General features: G+C 63.8%; 20 protein-coding genes. 4 read left to right on the forward strand and 16 right to left on the reverse strand.

Going from position 1 to position 16,713, the window contains the following annotated elements; all coding sequences use genetic code 11:
• Nucleotides 1-3,105 carry an efflux RND transporter permease subunit gene (locus QZ613_RS01305; RefSeq protein ID WP_043565258.1) on the forward strand — a complete coding sequence of 1,035 codons (3,105 nt, stop codon included), beginning with the start codon at nt 1-3 and terminating at the stop codon, nt 3,103-3,105.
• Nucleotides 3,106-3,273: 168 nt separating this feature from the next.
• On the opposite strand, the gene QZ613_RS01310 is transcribed toward QZ613_RS01305, so the two are convergent.
• The 4 genes from QZ613_RS01310 to QZ613_RS01325 are packed head-to-tail and all read right to left on the reverse strand — an operon-like array spanning nt 3,274 to nt 5,948.
• Nucleotides 3,274-3,888 (reverse strand): flavin prenyltransferase UbiX, encoded by a 615-nt coding sequence (locus QZ613_RS01310; protein ID WP_291867471.1) that lies wholly within the window; start codon nt 3,886-3,888, stop codon nt 3,274-3,276.
• Nucleotides 3,881-4,453 carry a Gx transporter family protein gene (locus QZ613_RS01315; protein WP_043565256.1) on the reverse strand — a complete coding sequence of 191 codons (573 nt, stop codon included), beginning with the start codon at nt 4,451-4,453 and terminating at the stop codon, nt 3,881-3,883. Before QZ613_RS01315 ends, QZ613_RS01310 begins: the two co-directional genes overlap by 8 nt.
• Nucleotides 4,454-4,484: 31 nt before the next feature.
• Nucleotides 4,485-5,177: a fumarylacetoacetate hydrolase family protein gene (locus QZ613_RS01320; RefSeq protein WP_291867468.1), complete on the reverse strand. Its 693-nt coding sequence runs from the start codon at nt 5,175-5,177 to the stop codon at nt 4,485-4,487.
• A 24-nt stretch (nt 5,178-5,201) separates the two neighbouring features.
• The gene (locus QZ613_RS01325; RefSeq protein WP_291867465.1) at nt 5,202-5,948 is read right to left on the reverse strand and encodes a Nif3-like dinuclear metal center hexameric protein; all 747 of its coding nucleotides are present in this window, start codon (nt 5,946-5,948) and stop codon (nt 5,202-5,204) included.
• 21 nt (nt 5,949-5,969) lie between these two features.
• Between QZ613_RS01325 and QZ613_RS01330 the strand changes: the two genes are divergently transcribed.
• A complete protein-coding gene (locus QZ613_RS01330; protein WP_291981291.1) occupies nt 5,970-7,148 on the forward strand; it encodes a trypsin-like peptidase domain-containing protein in 1,179 nt (392 codons plus the stop codon).
• A 300-nt stretch (nt 7,149-7,448) separates the two neighbouring features.
• On the opposite strand, the gene QZ613_RS01335 is transcribed toward QZ613_RS01330, so the two are convergent.
• Together QZ613_RS01335 and QZ613_RS01340 are read right to left on the reverse strand one after the other, a co-directional pair.
• The gene (locus QZ613_RS01335) at nt 7,449-8,177 is read right to left on the reverse strand and encodes a PEP-CTERM sorting domain-containing protein (RefSeq protein ID WP_291981293.1); all 729 of its coding nucleotides are present in this window, start codon (nt 8,175-8,177) and stop codon (nt 7,449-7,451) included.
• A 177-nt stretch (nt 8,178-8,354) separates the two neighbouring features.
• Nucleotides 8,355-8,738, reverse strand: coding sequence for a hypothetical protein (locus QZ613_RS01340; RefSeq protein ID WP_291981295.1), 384 nt, complete (start codon nt 8,736-8,738; stop codon nt 8,355-8,357).
• Nucleotides 8,739-8,946: 208 nt separating this feature from the next.
• Here QZ613_RS01340 and QZ613_RS01345 point away from each other — a divergent pair, with 208 nt between their 5' ends.
• Nucleotides 8,947-9,753: a class II glutamine amidotransferase gene (locus QZ613_RS01345; RefSeq protein WP_291902264.1), complete on the forward strand. Its 807-nt coding sequence runs from the start codon at nt 8,947-8,949 to the stop codon at nt 9,751-9,753.
• A 52-nt stretch (nt 9,754-9,805) separates the two neighbouring features.
• On the opposite strand, the gene tatC is transcribed toward QZ613_RS01345, so the two are convergent.
• The 10 genes from tatC to hisB all read right to left on the reverse strand — a co-directional run bounded on the left by tatC (nt 9,806) and on the right by hisB (nt 15,468).
• Nucleotides 9,806-10,663: a twin-arginine translocase subunit TatC gene (tatC, locus tag QZ613_RS01350; RefSeq protein ID WP_291863330.1), complete on the reverse strand. Its 858-nt coding sequence runs from the start codon at nt 10,661-10,663 to the stop codon at nt 9,806-9,808.
• A gap of 7 nt (nt 10,664-10,670) precedes the next feature.
• Complete coding sequence (gene tatB, locus QZ613_RS01355; RefSeq protein WP_043565247.1) at nt 10,671-11,102, reverse strand: Sec-independent protein translocase protein TatB; 432 nt, start codon at nt 11,100-11,102, stop codon at nt 10,671-10,673.
• Nucleotides 11,103-11,195: 93 nt separating this feature from the next.
• Nucleotides 11,196-11,450, reverse strand: a complete 255-nt coding sequence (gene tatA / locus QZ613_RS01360; protein WP_043565246.1) for a Sec-independent protein translocase subunit TatA — start codon at nt 11,448-11,450, stop codon at nt 11,196-11,198.
• Between the two features lie 79 nt (nt 11,451-11,529).
• The gene (locus QZ613_RS01365) at nt 11,530-11,880 is read right to left on the reverse strand and encodes a histidine triad nucleotide-binding protein (RefSeq protein ID WP_043565245.1); all 351 of its coding nucleotides are present in this window, start codon (nt 11,878-11,880) and stop codon (nt 11,530-11,532) included.
• A gap of 3 nt (nt 11,881-11,883) precedes the next feature.
• The gene (locus tag QZ613_RS01370) at nt 11,884-12,204 is read right to left on the reverse strand and encodes a phosphoribosyl-ATP diphosphatase (protein WP_042335393.1); all 321 of its coding nucleotides are present in this window, start codon (nt 12,202-12,204) and stop codon (nt 11,884-11,886) included.
• Nucleotides 12,201-12,605 (reverse strand): phosphoribosyl-AMP cyclohydrolase, encoded by a 405-nt coding sequence (gene hisI, locus QZ613_RS01375; protein WP_291863325.1) that lies wholly within the window; start codon nt 12,603-12,605, stop codon nt 12,201-12,203. Before hisI ends, QZ613_RS01370 begins: the two co-directional genes overlap by 4 nt.
• Nucleotides 12,602-13,363, reverse strand: a complete 762-nt coding sequence (hisF, locus tag QZ613_RS01380; protein ID WP_043565240.1) for an imidazole glycerol phosphate synthase subunit HisF — start codon at nt 13,361-13,363, stop codon at nt 12,602-12,604. Before hisF ends, hisI begins: the two co-directional genes overlap by 4 nt.
• 42 nt (nt 13,364-13,405) lie before the next feature.
• A complete protein-coding gene (hisA, locus tag QZ613_RS01385; RefSeq protein WP_043565238.1) occupies nt 13,406-14,149 on the reverse strand; it encodes a 1-(5-phosphoribosyl)-5-[(5-phosphoribosylamino)methylideneamino]imidazole-4-carboxamide isomerase in 744 nt (247 codons plus the stop codon).
• Between the two features lie 72 nt (nt 14,150-14,221).
• Nucleotides 14,222-14,881 carry an imidazole glycerol phosphate synthase subunit HisH gene (gene hisH / locus QZ613_RS01390; RefSeq protein WP_043565237.1) on the reverse strand — a complete coding sequence of 220 codons (660 nt, stop codon included), beginning with the start codon at nt 14,879-14,881 and terminating at the stop codon, nt 14,222-14,224.
• Nucleotides 14,881-15,468 carry an imidazoleglycerol-phosphate dehydratase HisB gene (gene hisB, locus QZ613_RS01395; protein WP_043565235.1) on the reverse strand — a complete coding sequence of 196 codons (588 nt, stop codon included), beginning with the start codon at nt 15,466-15,468 and terminating at the stop codon, nt 14,881-14,883. The genes hisH and hisB overlap by 1 nt, the downstream gene beginning before the upstream one ends.
• 166 nt (nt 15,469-15,634) lie before the next feature.
• On the opposite strand from hisB, the gene hisC reads away from it, so the two are divergent.
• A complete protein-coding gene (gene hisC, locus QZ613_RS01400) occupies nt 15,635-16,711 on the forward strand; it encodes a histidinol-phosphate transaminase (RefSeq protein WP_043565234.1) in 1,077 nt (358 codons plus the stop codon).
• Nucleotides 16,712-16,713 lie beyond the last annotated feature (2 nt).

The following is a 16,713-nucleotide window of genomic DNA, read 5'->3' on the forward strand; positions in this document are numbered from 1 at the left end:
ATGTTCGAACTGATTATCCGCGCCAGCCTCAGGCAGCGGCTGATCGTCGTCGGCGTCTCGCTGCTGCTGGTCATCTATGGCGCGATCACGCTGCGCCAGATGCCGGTCGATGTCTTTCCCGACCTCAACAAGCCAACGGTGACGCTGATGACCGAAGCCGGCGGTATGGCGCCGGAAGAAGTCGAGCAGCTGGTGACCTTTCCGATCGAATCCGGGATGAACGGCATGCCGGGCGTGACGCGCGTGCGCTCGGTCTCGGGAATCGGCCTGTCGATCATCTACGTCGAGTTCGAGTGGGGTTCCGACATCTACCGCAACCGGCAGCAGATCGCCGAACGCCTCAATCTGGTGCGCGATCAGTTGCCGCCGGGGATCGTCCCGCAGCTCGGACCGATCTCGTCGATCATGGGCGAGATCCTGCTGATCGCCATCCCCGCCGACCCCGCCAGGATCAGTCCGATGCTCGTTCGCGAATACGCCGACTGGGTGATGCGGCCACGCCTGCTGACCATCCCGGGCGTCGCGCAGGTGATTCCGATCGGCGGCGAAGTGCGTCAGTACCGAGTCGAGCTGCGCCCCGCACAGCTGCAGGCGCTGGGCGTCGAGCGCGAGAAACTGGAAGCCGCGCTGCGTGATTTCGGGGCCAACACCAGCGGCGGCTTCCTGGACGTGCACGGCCGCGAATACCTGATCCGCCAGATCGGTCGCAGCTCGCGCATCGAGGATCTGCAGAACCTGGTGGTCACCGTCAGGAACGGCCAGCCGATCGTCCTCAAACAGTTGGCCGACGTCAAGGTGGCGCCGGCGATCAAACGCGGTGACGGCAGCTTCCAGGGCAAGCCGGCGGTGATTCTGTCGGTGCAGAAGCAGCCGGCCGCGGACAGCGTGCTGCTCACTCGCGAGGTCGAGAGCGCCGTCGCCGAACTCGCCAGGAGCCTGCCCGAAGGGTTCGAAGCGCCGTCGTTCCTGTTCAAGCAGGCCGATTTCATCGAGCACTCGGTGAATAACGTCGAGGAGGCGCTGCGCGATGGCGCGATCCTCGTCGCCGTCATCCTCTTCCTGTTCCTGCTCAACGTGCGCACGACGATCATTTCGCTGATGGCCATCCCGGTGTCGCTGCTCGCCACGGCGCTGGTCTTTCGCTACTTCGGCCTGTCGATCAACACCATGACCCTTGGTGGCCTGGCGATTGCCATCGGCGAACTGGTCGACGACGCCGTGGTCGGCGTCGAGAACGTCCTGCGTCGCCTGAGGCTCAACCGCGTGGCCGGCACGCCGCGCCCGGTGATCGAGGTGATCGCCGCGGCCACCCTGGAAGTGCGCTCGGCAATCGTCTACGCAACCGTGATCATCGTCCTGGTCTTCGTGCCCCTGTTCGTCCTGCCCGGTATCGAGGGGCGCCTGTTCACGCCGCTCGGCGTCGCCTACATCGTTTCCATTCTGGCCAGCATGATCGTCTCGGTGACGCTGACGCCGGTGATGGCCTACTACCTGCTGCCGCGCATGAAGCAGCTGCACGCCGGTGACAGTCCACTGGTGATCTGGCTCAAGCGTGTCGACGCGCGCCTGCTGCACTGGTCCTTCCCGCGTGTGCGCGGCCTGTTGATCGGCACGCTGCTGCTGGTGCTGGTCGTCGCTGCCAGCGTACCGTTTTTCCCGCGCTCCTTTCTGCCGCCTTTCAACGAAGGTACGCTGACCGTCAATGTGCTGCTCAACCCGGGTACCGCGCTCAGCGAATCGAACCGCATCGGCACTCTCGCCGAGCAGGTGGTCGCCGAGGTTCCCGAGGTGACCAAGGTCGGCCGACGGACCGGGCGGGCCGAACTCGACGAACACGCCGAGGGCGTGCACTACACCGAGATGGACGTCGACCTCAAGGCGTCCGATCGTGGCCGGGCAGAGATCATTGCCGACATTCGCCAACGTCTCGCCGCGCTGCCCGCGGTCTCCAACGTCGGGCAGCCGATCTCGCACCGGCTCGATCACCTGCTCTCGGGTGTGCGTGCCCAGATCGCGCTGAAGATCTACGGCGACGACCTCGACACCTTGCGCGCCCTGGCCGCCGACTTGCGCGGGCGGCTGGCGCAGATTGCCGGAGTGACCGACCTGCAGATCGAGAAACAGGTGCTCATCCCGCAAGTGAAAATCCACCTCGACTACGAGCAGGCGGCGCGCTACGGCGTCGCGCCCGGCAATCTCCTGCGCAGTCTCCAACAGATGATCGAAGGCGAGCGGATCACCGAGATAATCGAGGGCAACCGTCGCTTCGACCTGCTGGTTCGCCTGCCGGAAAGCGCGCGCGGGCCGCAGGCGCTGGCCAATCTGTTGATCGAAACGCCGACTGGCCACGTGCCGTTGTCGAAAGTCGCCAGCGTCGAGGAAAGCGATGGCCCGAATCAGGTCAGCCGCGAGAATTCGCGGCGCCGCATCGTGCTTTCGGCCAACACCGACGGCCGCGACATGTCGCAGGTCATCGCCGACATCCGCAGCGAGCTTGCCGCCAGACCCCTGCCGGAGGGCTATTTCACCGCGCTCGAAGGGCAATTCCAGGCGCAGGAGCAGGCCGCACGACTGATCGCTCTGCTGGCCACGATCTCGCTGACGATGATTTTCATGGTTCTCTACAGCCGCTATCGCTCAGCCGCGCTGACCCTGATCATCATGGGCAACATCCCCCTGGCGCTGATCGGCAGTGTCGTCGCGCTGTGGATTTCCGGGCAGCCGCTGTCGGTCGCCGCACTGGTGGGCTTCATCACGCTGACCGGAATCGCCACCCGCAACGGCATTCTGAAGATCAGCCACTACATCAACCTGTGCGTCTTCGAAGGCGAGACCTTCGGCCAGCACATGATCGTCCGCGGTTCTCTGGAGCGTCTGACGCCGGTGCTGATGACCGCGCTGGTGGCGGCGTTCGCGCTGCTGCCGCTGTTGCTCTCGGCCGATGCACCGGGCAAGGAAGTGCTGCACCCGGTGGCGGTGGTGATCTTCGGCGGGCTGATCAGTTCGACACTGCTCGATACGCTGCTGACGCCGCTGATGTTCTGGCGGTGGGGAAAACCGGCGCTGGAGCGCCTGCTGGCCGCCGCTGAAAGCGAAAGTTTCTGAACCTCTTGCAGGCAAACTCACCCGGGGCCGGCCGGGTGGCCGAGCGGGCGCGCTTCACGCCGCTGGCGGCGAGCCAGCAGGAGTGCAGATTTCCGCCACAACCATTACCGGCGCGAGCAGGCAAAGCCGCAGACGGCCGTCGCCCTGGCTTGCGAGAATCGTCAGCGATCACCCGCCGGCGACGTTTCCCCAGCGCTCGAGCAGCGCATGCGGGACGCGCAGTTGATCGAGGATGCGGGCAACGACGAAGTCCACCATGTCCTCGACCCGCTGCGGGTGGTGATAGAAGCCGGGGTTGGGCGGCAGGACGACCGCTCCCGCCCGCACCAGGCGCAGCATGTTCTCGAGATGGATGGCGGAGAGCGGCGTTTCACGCGGGACCAGAATCAGCTTGCGGTTTTCCTTGAGGACCACGTCGGCCGCCCGCTCGATCAGCTTGCTGGCCAGTCCCTGGGCAATCGCCGCCAGGGTGCCCATCGAGCACGGGCAGACGACCATCGCGTCGGGCGGGTTGGAACCGCTGGCGACCGGCGCAAACCATTCTTCGCGCCCATACACTTCGAGCCTGCCGGGGAGGGCCCGATAGCGTTCGCGCAATGCGGCCTGGGCATCGCTGGCACGGGCTGGCAGGTCCAGCGCCATTTCCTGCCTGGCGACGATCTGCGCGACCTGCGAGTAGAGCAGCTGGACGCGGCAATCGGCGGCCAGCAGGCATTCGAGCAAACGCACGCCGTAGGGCATTCCGGAGGCGCCGGTAAAGGCCAGGCAGATGGTTTCAGGCATTTTCGACCTCGGTTTCATTCGCCGACAGTTCGGCGAGCAGGCGCGTCGCAAGCAGGCCGTTGATGATACCGAAGACGAGCGCGGCGACGGCGAAAAACGGGACCATCAGAAACAGGCCATTGTGCGGAATCAGCCACAGTCGAGCGAGCACGAGCTGGCCGCCGATGTGCGCGAATGCCGCCAGGATGCTCCAGCTGACCGGGCCGAACCAGCGGCTCGGCAGGCGATGGGCCGCGGCCAGCGTGAGCAGGCTGAAGAGCGCGCCGGTGAGGCTCATGAAGAAGCCGGGAGAAAGAAAGTAGCCGAGCAGCAGGCCGCCGGCAAAGACGCGCAGGCCGGTGACCCAGGCGGCAGCCGTCCAGCCGTAACGTGCCAGGACAATCAGCGTGACGATGTTCGCCAGCCCGGGCTTGACCCCCGGCAGGGGCAGCGGGATCGCCGCGTCGATTAGCGACAGCCCGATCGCCGCCGCCGCCAGTTGTGCGATGCGGTGATCCTCCGGCGTGGCGATCAGGCGTATCAGCTGCCGCTCCTCGCACCGCTGCGGCGGCAAAGCGGCGGCCATGCCGGCGCGCCCGGCAAGCTCACTGTGGCTTTCAGACGAGCTTCACCGAGAGCTCGCCGACACCGGCTATTCCCGCCTCGAGAAAATCGCCGCGTTGCACCTTCGATACGCCGGCCGGTGTGCCGGTGAAGATCAGGTCGCCTGGCGCCAGCGCGACATAGGTCGACAGATTGGCGATCACTTCGGCGACCTTCCACGACATCTGTTCGAGGTCGCCGCTTTGCCGCAACTGTCCATTGACCGTGAGCCAGATCGCGCCGCGTTCCGGATGGCCAATGCTGGCCAGTGGCTGGATCGCCCCAATCGGTGCGCTTTGATCGAAACCCTTGGCCATATCCCACGGATGCCCTTTCTCCTTGGCTGCGCGCTGCAGGTCGCGGCGGGTCAGATCGAGACCGACAGCGTAGCCGAAGACCCACTCGAGGGCCTTTGCCGGCGAGATCGCTGCACCGCCACCGGACAGCGCGACCACCAGTTCGACCTCGTGCTGGAGATCGCTGGTTGCCGGTGGATAGTGGACCTCGCGGACCTCGCTGCCGCCGGACACCAGCGCGTCGGCGGGCTTGCTGAAGAAGAAAGGCGGCTGGCGACCGTCGGCGCCCATTTCGGCGGCGTGAGCGGCGTAATTCTGCCCGACGCAGTAGATGCGGCGAACCGGGAAGAGGGCGTCACTCCCCGTGACGGGGACGCTCACCTGTGCGGCGGGCGGAAAAACGTAAGCCATGTTTGCTCCTTGTGGTTGAGGGTTTCAGACCGGGTTGTCGAGGTCGACGAAATGGCAGTCGAGGCCGAAACGTTCGGCCAGGTGTGCGGCCAGCGCCTGTACGCCGTAGCGTTCGCTGGCATGGTGACCGGCAGCCAGGTAGGCAACGCCGGACTCGCGCGCCAGATGCACCGTCTGCTCGGAGATTTCGCCGCTCAGGTAGAGGTCGACGCCGAGCGCGATGGCTTCTTCGAAGAGCCCCTGCGCGCCGCCGGAACACCAGGCGACGCGTCTGACCAGGCGCTCGCCGTCGCCGATGAGCAAGGGCGTGCGCTGCAGCTCGTTGCCGATTCGCTGGGCGATCGCGGCAACGCTGTCCGGCTTTTCGAGGCGTCCGTGCCAGCCGATGTCCTGCTCGCCGAAGCGGCCTTCGGGCAACCAACCGAAGCGCCGGCCAAGCTGCGCGTTGTTGCCGAACTGCGGATGGCTGTCGAGCGGCAGGTGATAGGCGATCAGGTTGATGTCATTGTGAAGCAGGGTGCGCAGGCGGGTTCTGCGCAGGCCGGTGACGCGACCGTCTTCGCCGCGCCAGAACCAGCCGTGATGGACCAGGATGGCGTCGGCGGCACGCGCGACGGCGACGTCGAGCAGCGCCTGGCTGGCGGTGACGCCGGCGACCAGGGTCCGGATCTCAGGCCGTCCTTCCACTTGCAGTCCGTTTGGGCAATAATCCCTGAAGCGCCCTGCGTCCAGGATCTCGTCCAGGTAGCGTGTCAATTCCTCGCGTTTCATTCACTGGCTCCGGTTTCGCCCATGCGCAGGCTCTGGCTGATTTTTGCACAAACGGTGACCTTTGGTGTCGCCGTTCTCTTCGTGGTCAGTACCTTGAAGCCGGAATGGCTGGGCAAGGCGCCGGTTTTCGGTACCAGTATCGTTGCCCTGCGGGAGTCGGCCACGGCGGGGGATGCGCCGCCGCTGGTGGCGCCTTCGTATCGTCAGGCGGCGAAGAAGGCACTGCCGTCGGTGGTGCATATCTTTACCTCGCAGAAGATCACGGCACGCCGTCATCCGCTGTTCGACGACCCGGCGTTCCGGCACTTCTTTGGTGAAGCCCCGGAAGGGGATGGACCGAGCAGTTCGGGCCTGGGCTCGGGAGTGATTGTCAGCGCCAACGGCTATGTTCTCACCAACTACCACGTCGTCGAAGCGGCCGACCAGATCGAGATCGCGCTCAGCGACGGCCGCAACCTTAGCGCGCGCATCGTCGGCAGCGATCCCGAGTCCGACCTTGCGGTGTTGCAGATCACGCCGGCGAACGGACAGGCGCTGGTCTTGCCGGCGATCACCTTCGGGCAGATGGACGATGTCGTGGTCGGCGACGTGACCCTGGCCATCGGCAACCCCTTCGGCGTCGGCCAGACCGTGACCATGGGCATCATCTCGGCCCTCGGACGCTCGCACCTGGGGATCAATACCTTCGAGAATTTCATTCAGACCGATGCCGCAATCAATCCCGGCAATTCGGGTGGCGCGCTGGTGGACAGTCGGGGCAACCTGATCGGAATCAACACGGCCATCTACTCGCGCTCCGGTGGCTCGCTCGGGATCGGCTTTGCGATTCCGATCTCGATTGCGCGCAGCGTCATGGAGCAGATCATCGAGACGGGTACCGTCACGCGGGGCTGGATCGGCGTCGAGGCGCAGGAAATCACCGTCGATCTCGCCGAGTCCTTCGGCCTGCCCGATACTCGCGGCGCACTGATCGCCGGCGTCCTGCGGGGTGGGCCAGCCGATGCCGGGGGGATAAAGCCGGGAGATATCCTGCTCGCCGTAGCCGGTCGAGCGGTCGAGGACCCGCATGGGATGCTCGACCTGATCGCCGGCCAGAAGCCTGGCGAAACGGTCCGCTTCCAGTTGCGTCGCCAGAACAAGCTGTTCGATACCATGGTCAAGATCGGCAAGCGCGCGCCGCAGAGCCGCGAGCGCGAGTAGCGGGGGACGCGCTGCTGGCCCGCGTCATGCACCCACGCCGTCGGTCATTGCGAGGAGGCGAAGCCGACGCGGCAATCCAGCGCCACCCTCTGATTTGTTCCTGGCCGCGGCGTCGCCAACCGCAGGACCAAGATCTCCGAATTGCCACGTCGACCGCCGCCTGGCATCCGACAACATTTACATGAACGGCTTGGCGGATGCCGTTTGTCATCAGGCGGGAGTCGGCCAATTGCGGCCGGTCGCCTATCCCCCAAAGCAGCCATCTGAACGGCCGCTTGGCTCTGAAACCTGCCGGAAAGCCTACGAAGCGCCCAAGGGCCGACGCCGCCGTCCGAGCGCCGAGCCAGCCAATCCCGCCCCGAGGAGGGCAAGCGACATCGGCTCTGGCACCGCCCCAGCGGCGGCGACATCGCCGGGGCGAACCGCCCAGGCAACGAACTCATTGCCCCGGCTGAAGCTGCGCTGGAGGCCAATGCCGGTGTCGAAGACCCAGGCGTAGATGGCCGGATCAGGCGCGTACACCGTACCGGACCAGAAAGGGTAGGACTGCCAATTGTCAAAGGGACCGATGTTAGTGACGCGAAAGCCAGGCGGCCTGTGGCAGGACGTCGGGTCGCCGCTATCCGGCGTGCAGGACCCCAGATTGCCGAGGTTAACGTAGTACATGTACGCCATCTCGGAATTCGGGCTGGTATTGCCATAGCCGACATCCGTTGTCCCGTTATTGCTGAAGGCGTAATTGAAAGCGGCGCCCACCGGGGCTACCGTCGGCAAGCGCCAGTCGCTCCAGGTGACGTTGCGTACGCTGTCGAAGTAACTGAGGCCGGCTGCCCAGGCGTTGGCCGCACTCCACTCCATCCGGCCGTTGGCGTCGTAGCCGCTGGTCTGGGCGTAATTGGCATCCTGCAGCCAGGTAATGTTCAGCACGTCGTCGTAAATCAGGCCGCCGCCGCAGTCGGTCAGCGTGGCCTGCGCCGCGCCGGAGATTCCAAGCCCCGCCAGCAAGGCCAGGGTCAGCAGCTTTTTCATATTCTCAGTCCAGTAGCACCGTGGTTGTACTGGGGACATCCCAGGATAAGCCAAGCCTGCAATTACCATGCCAAAACCCCACACCAATTGTTTTTATGCTGTTTATTCAACGAATTGCGATCGCAGAGAAAGAGAAAGCACGCGAGTGTAAAAAATTCCGACAGTTTGCTGCCCGAATCATGCCGCCATCACGTGATCCAACGCCGTTGCCTTACGGGCTGAACCGGCTTGCAACAAGTCGCCCGTGATGAGTATGGCCGCGCCATTTGACGGCCATTGCGCTGGCTTGCGCACGCCAATAGAACTGACATTGGCACCAAGGTTGCGACTGATTCTGGGAGGTCGAATCCTGTCGTAGTGGTAAGGGCAAATCAGCAGTTCGGCGTAATTTTCGCTTTGCGTCCGGTAAACGGGCCATGCCGGTCGTCCGCGCAGGGTGGCGCCAACGGCCGCTGGATCCGGAAACCTGCCGCTGACGTCGTGGAAGGTTGGATGAGCGCTTCGGGTCAAGAGGGTGAGTTCGCGTGGTGGCAAAGTGCGGCTCAGAGCGATGCCGATCACGATCTTGTTCTGGACCCCCGGATACCGAGATCGAGAAGGTCAACGTTCCATCCCGGACCCACCCGTTTTCAGTAACATGACGCGGTGAGGCGGCCAGCTGCCTTCGAAGTGAATCACCCTTGCGTTGCTGAGGGGTGGGAAAGCGTACAGACGAACAAGCGCTGGCAGGCATGGCGTTCCTGCTGTCGCGTAACGATGAGAATGCAAAATGTGCCAATTGCTGGGCATGAACTGCAATGTGCCGACCGACATCTGCTTTTCGTTTGCCGGATTCCAGGCGCGTGGTGGTGCCACCGACGTGCATTCGGACGGCTGGGGGATCGCTTTCTTTGAAGGTCGCGGCACGCGGGTCTTCCTCGAGCCGCTGGCGTCGTGTTCCTCGCCGCTGGCCGGCGTGGTGCGCAGCTATCCGATTCATTCGGAAAACGTCATCGCGCACATCCGCAAGGCGACGCAGGGCGTCGTCGCGCTCGAAAACACGCATCCCTTCATGCGTGAACTCTGGGGTCGCTACTGGATTTTTGCGCACAACGGCCACCTGCCCGACTTCGCTCCCGAACTCGACGGGAGTTTCACGCCGGTTGGCGATACCGACAGCGAGCGCGCCTTCTGCTGGTTGCTGCAGAATCTGCGGCGGCGTTTTGCCAGTCGTCCGCCGAGTCAGGCGCAGTTGTTCGAGACCCTGCATCAGCTGACCCTGGAAGTCGGCGCGCTGGGCGCGTTCAACTTCCTGCTGTCGAACGGCGACTGCCTGTTTGCGCACTGCTCGACCAGGCTGACCTACATCATTCGCCAGGCACCGTTTGCCGTCGCGCACCTGAGCGACCAGGATTTGAGCATCGACTTCAGCGACGTCACGACGCCCGATGACCGCGTGGCCGTGATCGCCACCGTGCCGCTGACCGACAATGAATCGTGGACGACGATGCCCAGCGGCAGTCTTTGGCTGTTCGAGGAGGGCGCTCCGGTCACCCATCGCTTGACCGTCGCCGGGCCGCAGCCGCCGGACGCCTGAATCGCCGATGCTCAGGCGTTGGTGATGCAGGTGGCCGTGGCGGCGTTGCGTTTCAGGCGTCGGGTTTCTGGTCTTGCGGTCGCGCTCCGAGGTCGGCGACAGCCTTGTTCATCTCGTCGCGGTTCAGTGCTGTCCATTCGGCGCTGCTTGTGGGGTCAGCTTCCTGCTCGTCCGGCGCCTCCTGACGCGCTGCTCGTCGGGTGACGAAGCGTGCCAGCATCAGCCCGAGTTCGAACAGCAGGCACATCGGGATGGCCATCATCAACTGCGAAATGACATCCGGCGGCGTAAAGACTGCGGCGACGACGAACGAGCCGACAATCACGTAGGGACGCCATTCCTTCAGTTTGGCGAGGTCGACGATGCCGGCATAAACGAGGACGACAACCAGCACCGGGACCTCGAAGGTGACGCCAAAGGCGATGAAGGTGGTCATGACGAAGGACAGGTACTTCTCGATGTCGGTCATCCAGGCGACGCCCTCCGGCGCCACCTTGGCCATGAAGCCGAAAACGGTCGGAAAAACCAGGAAATAGGCGAAGGCCATGCCGACGAAGAACAGGAAGACGCTCACCCCGACCAGTGGCAGGGCCAGCTTCTTCTCGTGGGCGTAGAGACCCGGGGCGATGAAGGCCCAGATCTGATAGAGGACGTAGGGCAGGGCGATCAGGAAAGCGACCATCAGCGCCACTTTCATGGGCACCAGGAAGACGCCGATCACGTCGGTGGCAATCATCTGCCCACCCAGTGGCAGTTTCGCCAGCAAGGGTTGTGCGAGCAGCGAATAGAGTTCCTTGGCCCAGGGGAAGAGACCTACGAAGACGATGCCGATGGCGATCAGCGCGCGGATCAGGCGGCCACGCAGCTCGACCAGATGCGAGAGGAACGAGTCTCCGGTTTCTTCGTTCATCGTTTGATCAGACCGTTGCCGCCGGCTTGTCGGGGCCGCCGGCTGCGTTCGTCGCCGGGGTCGCGGTGCCGGCCATGGCCGGCTGCGTCGGCTCGGGCGACGGGGCCAGGCTCGGCTGAGGGGGGCTCGCGGCTGGGGGGCTCGCGTCGCCGCTGACCGCCTGCGCGGTATGGGTCATGGCCTGGCGCGCGGCCTGCATTTCGCCGCTCAGCGACTGCTCGACGCTGCGCGCGGAATCCTGGATCTCGGTGCGCAGTTTTTTCAGTTCGTCGAGCTGGATTTCGCGATTGATGTCCGATTTCACGTCACTGACGTAACGCTGTGCGCGTCCGAGCAGGTGCCCGGCCGTACGCGCCACTTTCGGGAGCCGCTCTGGACCGATCACCACCAGGGCGACAACCCCTATGACGATCATCTCGGTAAAGCTGATATCAAACATTGGCCGCCGGTGATTGAGTAAGCGATGAGAAATGCCCCGTGCAGGTGGCCGTCAGGTGACCCTTGGCTGACGCGCTCACGCCGCCGGCCTCGGCTAGCTCTTGGTTTTTTCGCGCACCTCGCCCTCGATGGTTTGCGCGTCGTTGACCTGTTGAGTGGCTTGCTGCTGGGGTGGTGCTGCGCTATCGGCAGTGGCCTGATCCTCGCCGGTCGCTTCCTTGATGCCTTCCTTGAAACCCTTGACCGCACCGCCGAGATCGGAGCCCAGTCCGCGTAGCTTCTTGGTCCCGAAAACCAGCAGGACGATGACCAGAACGATCAACCAGTGCCAGATGCTGAAAGAACCCATGTCAGGTCTCCATTAAGATGAAATACGGCGGGGAGTCGTCCACTGCCGCCGACGCGGAAGCGGCGTTCGCGGCTCGCCGTCAGGCTCGCTTGAGCATCGGCCCGACCGGTTCCGGCCCGCCAACGATATGTGCGTGCAGGTGCTGGACTTCCTGGTGACCGATAGGTCCGGTGTTGATGATCAGCCGGAAACCATCCGGGCTACCCTGTTCGCAGGCCAGGCGGTTGGCGATGGCCAGAATTCTGCCGAGGACGGGCAGATCGGTCTCGGTGGTGCTCGCCAGCGACGTGATGTGCCGCTTCGGAATCACCAGAACATGCACCGGACGAGCCGGCTTGATGTCGTGGAAGGCAAGGACCTCGTCGTCTTCGTAGACCTTGCGCGCCGGGATCTTGCCGGCGACGATCTTGCAGAACAGGCAGTCTTCCATGGCTCAGCTCTTCCTCGACTTCTTCTCGTCGATTCCCGAGACGCCTTCGCGGCGCCGCATTTCCTGCAGCACATCTTCGATCGACAGACCGTAGAAGGCGAGCAACACCATCGTGTGGTAGAGCACGTCGGTCGACTCCCAGACCACGTGCAAGCGGTTGCCTTCCTTGCCGGCCATGATCAACTCGGCGGTTTCTTCGCCGATCTTCTTGAGGATCGCATCCGGTCCCTTGGCCATCAATTGTGCCGTGTAAGAGGTTTCCGGGTCTGCCTTGCGGCGTGCAAGCAGCGTCTCTGAGATCCGGTGCAGCATGTCCATGTTCATTTACCGTAGATTTCCCTGGGATCCTTGAGCACCGGGTCGACCGCCGCCCACATTTCCCCCTGCAGTTGATAGAAAAAACAGCTCTCGCGACCGGTGTGGCAGGCGATTCCCCCCGTCTGGTCGATCGCCAGCAGCAGCACGTCGCCGTCGCAGTCGGTACGAATCGAGCGTACGCGTTGCGCATGACCGGATTCTTCGCCCTTGCGCCACAGCCGCTTCCGAGAACGCGACCAGTATACAGCGCTACCGCTGTTTACCGTCTCCTGCAGCGATTGCCGATTCATGAAGGCGAACATCAGCACCCGACCACTGCCAGCGTCCTGGGCGATCACCGGAAGCATTCCCTGCTCGTCCCACTTGAGGGCGTCCAGCCAGTCTTGAGCGGGGTTCAGATCACTCACAGGCGGACCTCGATCCCCCGCTCGCGCATGTACGTCTTGGCCTCATGAACGGTGAACTCGCCAAAGTGGAAGATGCTCGCTGCCAGAACGGCATCGGCACGACCGTCGGTGACGCCGTCTGCGAGATGCTGCAGATTGCCGACACCGCCACTGGCGATTACCGGGATGTCGACGGCGTCGGAGACGGCGCGCGTCAAGGGCAGGTCGAAACCGTTGCGCGTGCCATCACGATCCATGCTGGTGAGCAGGATTTCGCCGGCGCCGAGTTGCTGAACGCGGCGCGCCCAGGCGATGGCGTCGATACCGGTGTTCCTGCGCCCGCCATGGGTGAACACCTGCCATTCTCCCGGTGCCACCTGTTTGGCGTCGATGGCCACGACGATGCACTGATTTCCGACTTTCGCCGAAGCGTCGGCGACCAGGTCCGGGTTTTCGACGGCCGCGGTATTCATGCTCACCTTGTCTGCGCCCGCATTCAGCAAGCGGCGGACGTCGGCCACCGAGCGTACGCCTCCTCCGACGGTCAGCGGAATGAAGACCTCCGCTGCGCAGGCCTCGACGACGTGCAGGATGATGTCGCGTTGATCCGATGAGGCCGTGATGTCGAGGAAAGTGATTTCGTCGGCACCCTGCTGGTCGTAGCGGCGAGCAATTTCGACCGGGTCACCGGCATCGCGCAGTTCGACGAAATTGGTGCCCTTGACGACGCGGCCGGCGGTCACGTCAAGGCAGGGAATGATGCGTTTGGCCAGGCCCACGGTCAGTCAGCGCCTTGAGCTTGCCAGATGGCGGCGGCAAGCTCAGGCATTCGCCGCCCGATCTGCTTCCGCCTGCGCCACGGCAAAATCGAGCGAGCCGTCGTAGATGGCGCGGCCGGCGATAGCGGCGCTGATCCCTTCCTGCTCGACCGCGCAAAGCCGCCGGATGTCGTCGATGTTCGACAGGCCGCCGCTGGCGATGACCGGGATCAGGAGCGCCTGGGCAAGCTTTACCGTGGCCTCGATATTGATTCCGGAGAGCATGCCATCGCGACCGATATCGGTGTAGATGATCGCCTCGACGCCGTAATCCTCGTACTTCTTGGCCAGGTCGATGACGTCGTGCCCGGTCATCTTGGACCAGCCCTCAACGGCCACCTTGCCCTCGCGGGCGTCGATACCGACGATGATATGACCGGGGAAAGCGCCACAGGCGTCATGCAGGAAGCCCGGATTCTTGACCGCCGCGGTACCAATGATCACGTAGCTGACGCCATCGTCGAGGCAGCGCTCGATGGTGTCGAGATCGCGAATGCCGCCGCCAAGCTGGATGGGAATATCGTCGCCGACGGCCTGAACGATTTCCTTGATCGCACTCTCGTTTTTTGGCTTGCCGGCAAACGCGCCGTCGAGGTCGACCACGTGCAGGCGTCGGGCGCCTTGTGCCAGCCACTCCCGAGCCTGCTCGCCGGGCGAACTGGAGAAGACAGTCACCTGGTCCATAAGGCCCTGTTTGAGCCGGACGCACTGTCCGCCTTTGAGGTCAATCGCGGGGATAATCAACATGTCGAAAGAATCTGTGAAGTGAGTTGAGAGGAGGGTGGGCAGGGCGCCGGAAGGAGGGAGAGCGAGCCTCGGTCAAGGCTTCCAGGCGACGAAGTTGGCCAGCAGGGTGAGCCCGTCAACGGCGCTCTTTTCCGGGTGGCACTGAATGGCAAAGATATTATCCCGAGCCACCGCACTGGTAAAGGGTATGCCGTAGGTGGTGGTGCCGACGACATAGTCCTCGTCGAGGGGTTCGACGAAGTAGCTGTGCACAAAATAGAAGCGTGCGCCGTCGTCGATTCCTTTCCACAACGCGTGCTGTCTGGCCTGCCTGACCTCGTTCCAGCCCATGTGCGGCACCTTGAGCTTGCTGCCCGTCGCGTCGAACATTTTTTCGGCGGGAAAATGGTGCACGCCGCCGGCGATCAGGCCCAGGCCTGGCACATCGCCTTCGTCGCTATGGTCGAAGAGCATTTGCTGGCCGATGCAGATGCCCAGGAAAGGCTTGTTGCGGGCGGCTTCGAGCACCGCTGCGCGCAAGCCGCGGGTCTCAATCTCGCGCATGCAGTCCGGCATCGCGCCTTGGCCGGGGAAAACCACGCGTTCGGCGGCAGTGACTTCGGCCGGATCCGACGAAACCAGCACCTGGCGGCCATCGGCGACGTGGGCCAGCGCCTGCCAGACCGAACGCAGGTTGCCCATTCCGTAATCGACAACGACGATCTTTTCCTTGGCTGCGCCGACCGCGATCATCAGAGCGTGCCCTTGGTCGACGGGATGCTGGCGCCGGCGCGAGGATCGCTCTCGACGGCTGCGCGCAGCGCACGACCGAAGGCCTTGAATACCGTTTCCGCCTGGTGGTGCGCATTGTCGCCACGCAAATTGTCGATATGCAGGCTGAGCAAGGCATGATTGACCAGGCCCTGGAAGAACTCATGTATCAGATCGACGTCAAAGGCGCCAATCATCGCGCGCTTGAAATCGACATGAAACTCGAGGCCTGGCCGGCCGGAGAGGTCGATCACCACGCGCGAAAGTGCTTCGTCGAGAGGCACATAGGCGTGTCCGTAGCGGCGCAGCCCTTTCTTGTCGCCCAGCGCCCTGGCCAGCGCCTGGCCGAAGGTGATACCGATATCCTCGACGGTGTGGTGCGCGTCGATGTGCAGGTCGCCTTCGGCTTTCACTTCGAGGTCGATCAGGCCGTGCCGCGCAATCTGCTCGAGCATGTGATCGAGAAAGGGGACGCCGGTGGCGAAGCTGCTCTGGCCGCTGCCATCGAGATTCAGTCGAACGGTGATCCGGGTTTCGAGTGTATTCCTGGAAACTTCTGCTTGCCGCATCGGGAGACCATCGCAGGGTGGCAAAAAACGTCGGGTCTGAAGAAAAATCTTCGTGCTTCGTGTGTCGGCACTGAAACGGTGCCTGTGATCGGCAAACGCAGCTTGACCGACAGAGGCGCATGATACCATTTCATGCTTCCCTTGCATCCGACCCGAGCCGCCTTTCATGAGCCGCTACTGGAGTTCCCTCGTTCATCGCCTGACGCCCTACGTTCCCGGCGAGCAGCCGAAGCTGGCCAGGCTGGTCAAGCTGAACACCAACGAGAATCCCTACCCGCCATCGCCACGTGTTGTCGAGGCGATCAGCGAAGAGCTGCGCAACGGCGGCGAGTTGTTGCGACTGTACCCGGATCCGGCTGCGGATCGCCTCAAGGAAGCCGTCGCCGCCCGCTTTGCAGATTTCGCTATCACCGCCCAGCAGGTCTTCGTCGGTAACGGCTCGGACGAAGTGCTGGCGCATGTGTTCATGGCGCTGCTAAAGCACGAGTTGCCGATCCTTTTCCCCGACATCACCTACAGCTTCTATCCGGTCTATTGCGGCTTGCACGACGTCGCCTATGCGACCGTGCCGCTGGATGAGGATTTCGCGATCCGTATCGACGACTATGTTGCGCCCAATGGCGGCATCATTTTTCCGAACCCGAATGCGCCAACCGGCTGCCTGCTGCCGCTACCAGCGATCGCCTCGCTGCTGGCCCGGCATCGGCAATCGGTGGTCGTCGTCGACGAAGCCTACGTGGACTTCGGCGGCGAGTCGGCGATGGCGCTGGTCAGTGAACACCCGAACCTGCTGGTCGTGCGCACGCTGTCCAAGGCGCATTCGCTGGCCGGCCTGCGCGTCGGCTACGCGGTCGGCCAGTGCGCGCTGATCGAGGCGCTGGATCGTGTCAAGAACAGTTTCAACTCGTATCCGCTCGATCGTCTGGCGATTGCCGGCGCCGTTGCCGCGATCAGCGATCAGGCGTATCTCGAAGCGACGCGGCAAGCCGTCATGCGCAGCCGCGAGGCGCTGTGCAGCGACTTGCGGGGGCTGGGTTTCGAGGTCTTGCCGTCGGCGGCCAACTTTGTCTTTGTCCGCCACCGGCTGCACGATGCGGGCGAACTCGCCGCCGCACTGCGGCAGCGCGGGGTCATCGTCCGCCACTTCAAGTTGCCGCGTATCGACCAGCACCTGCGCATCACGATTGGTACCGACGTGCAGGGCGAACTCCTGGTCGAGGCCTTGCGCGAAATCCTCGCTTGAGC

The organism is Candidatus Accumulibacter sp. ACC005 (genome assembly GCF_907163215.1).
Lineage (GTDB): Bacteria > Pseudomonadota > Gammaproteobacteria > Burkholderiales > Rhodocyclaceae > Accumulibacter > Accumulibacter regalis.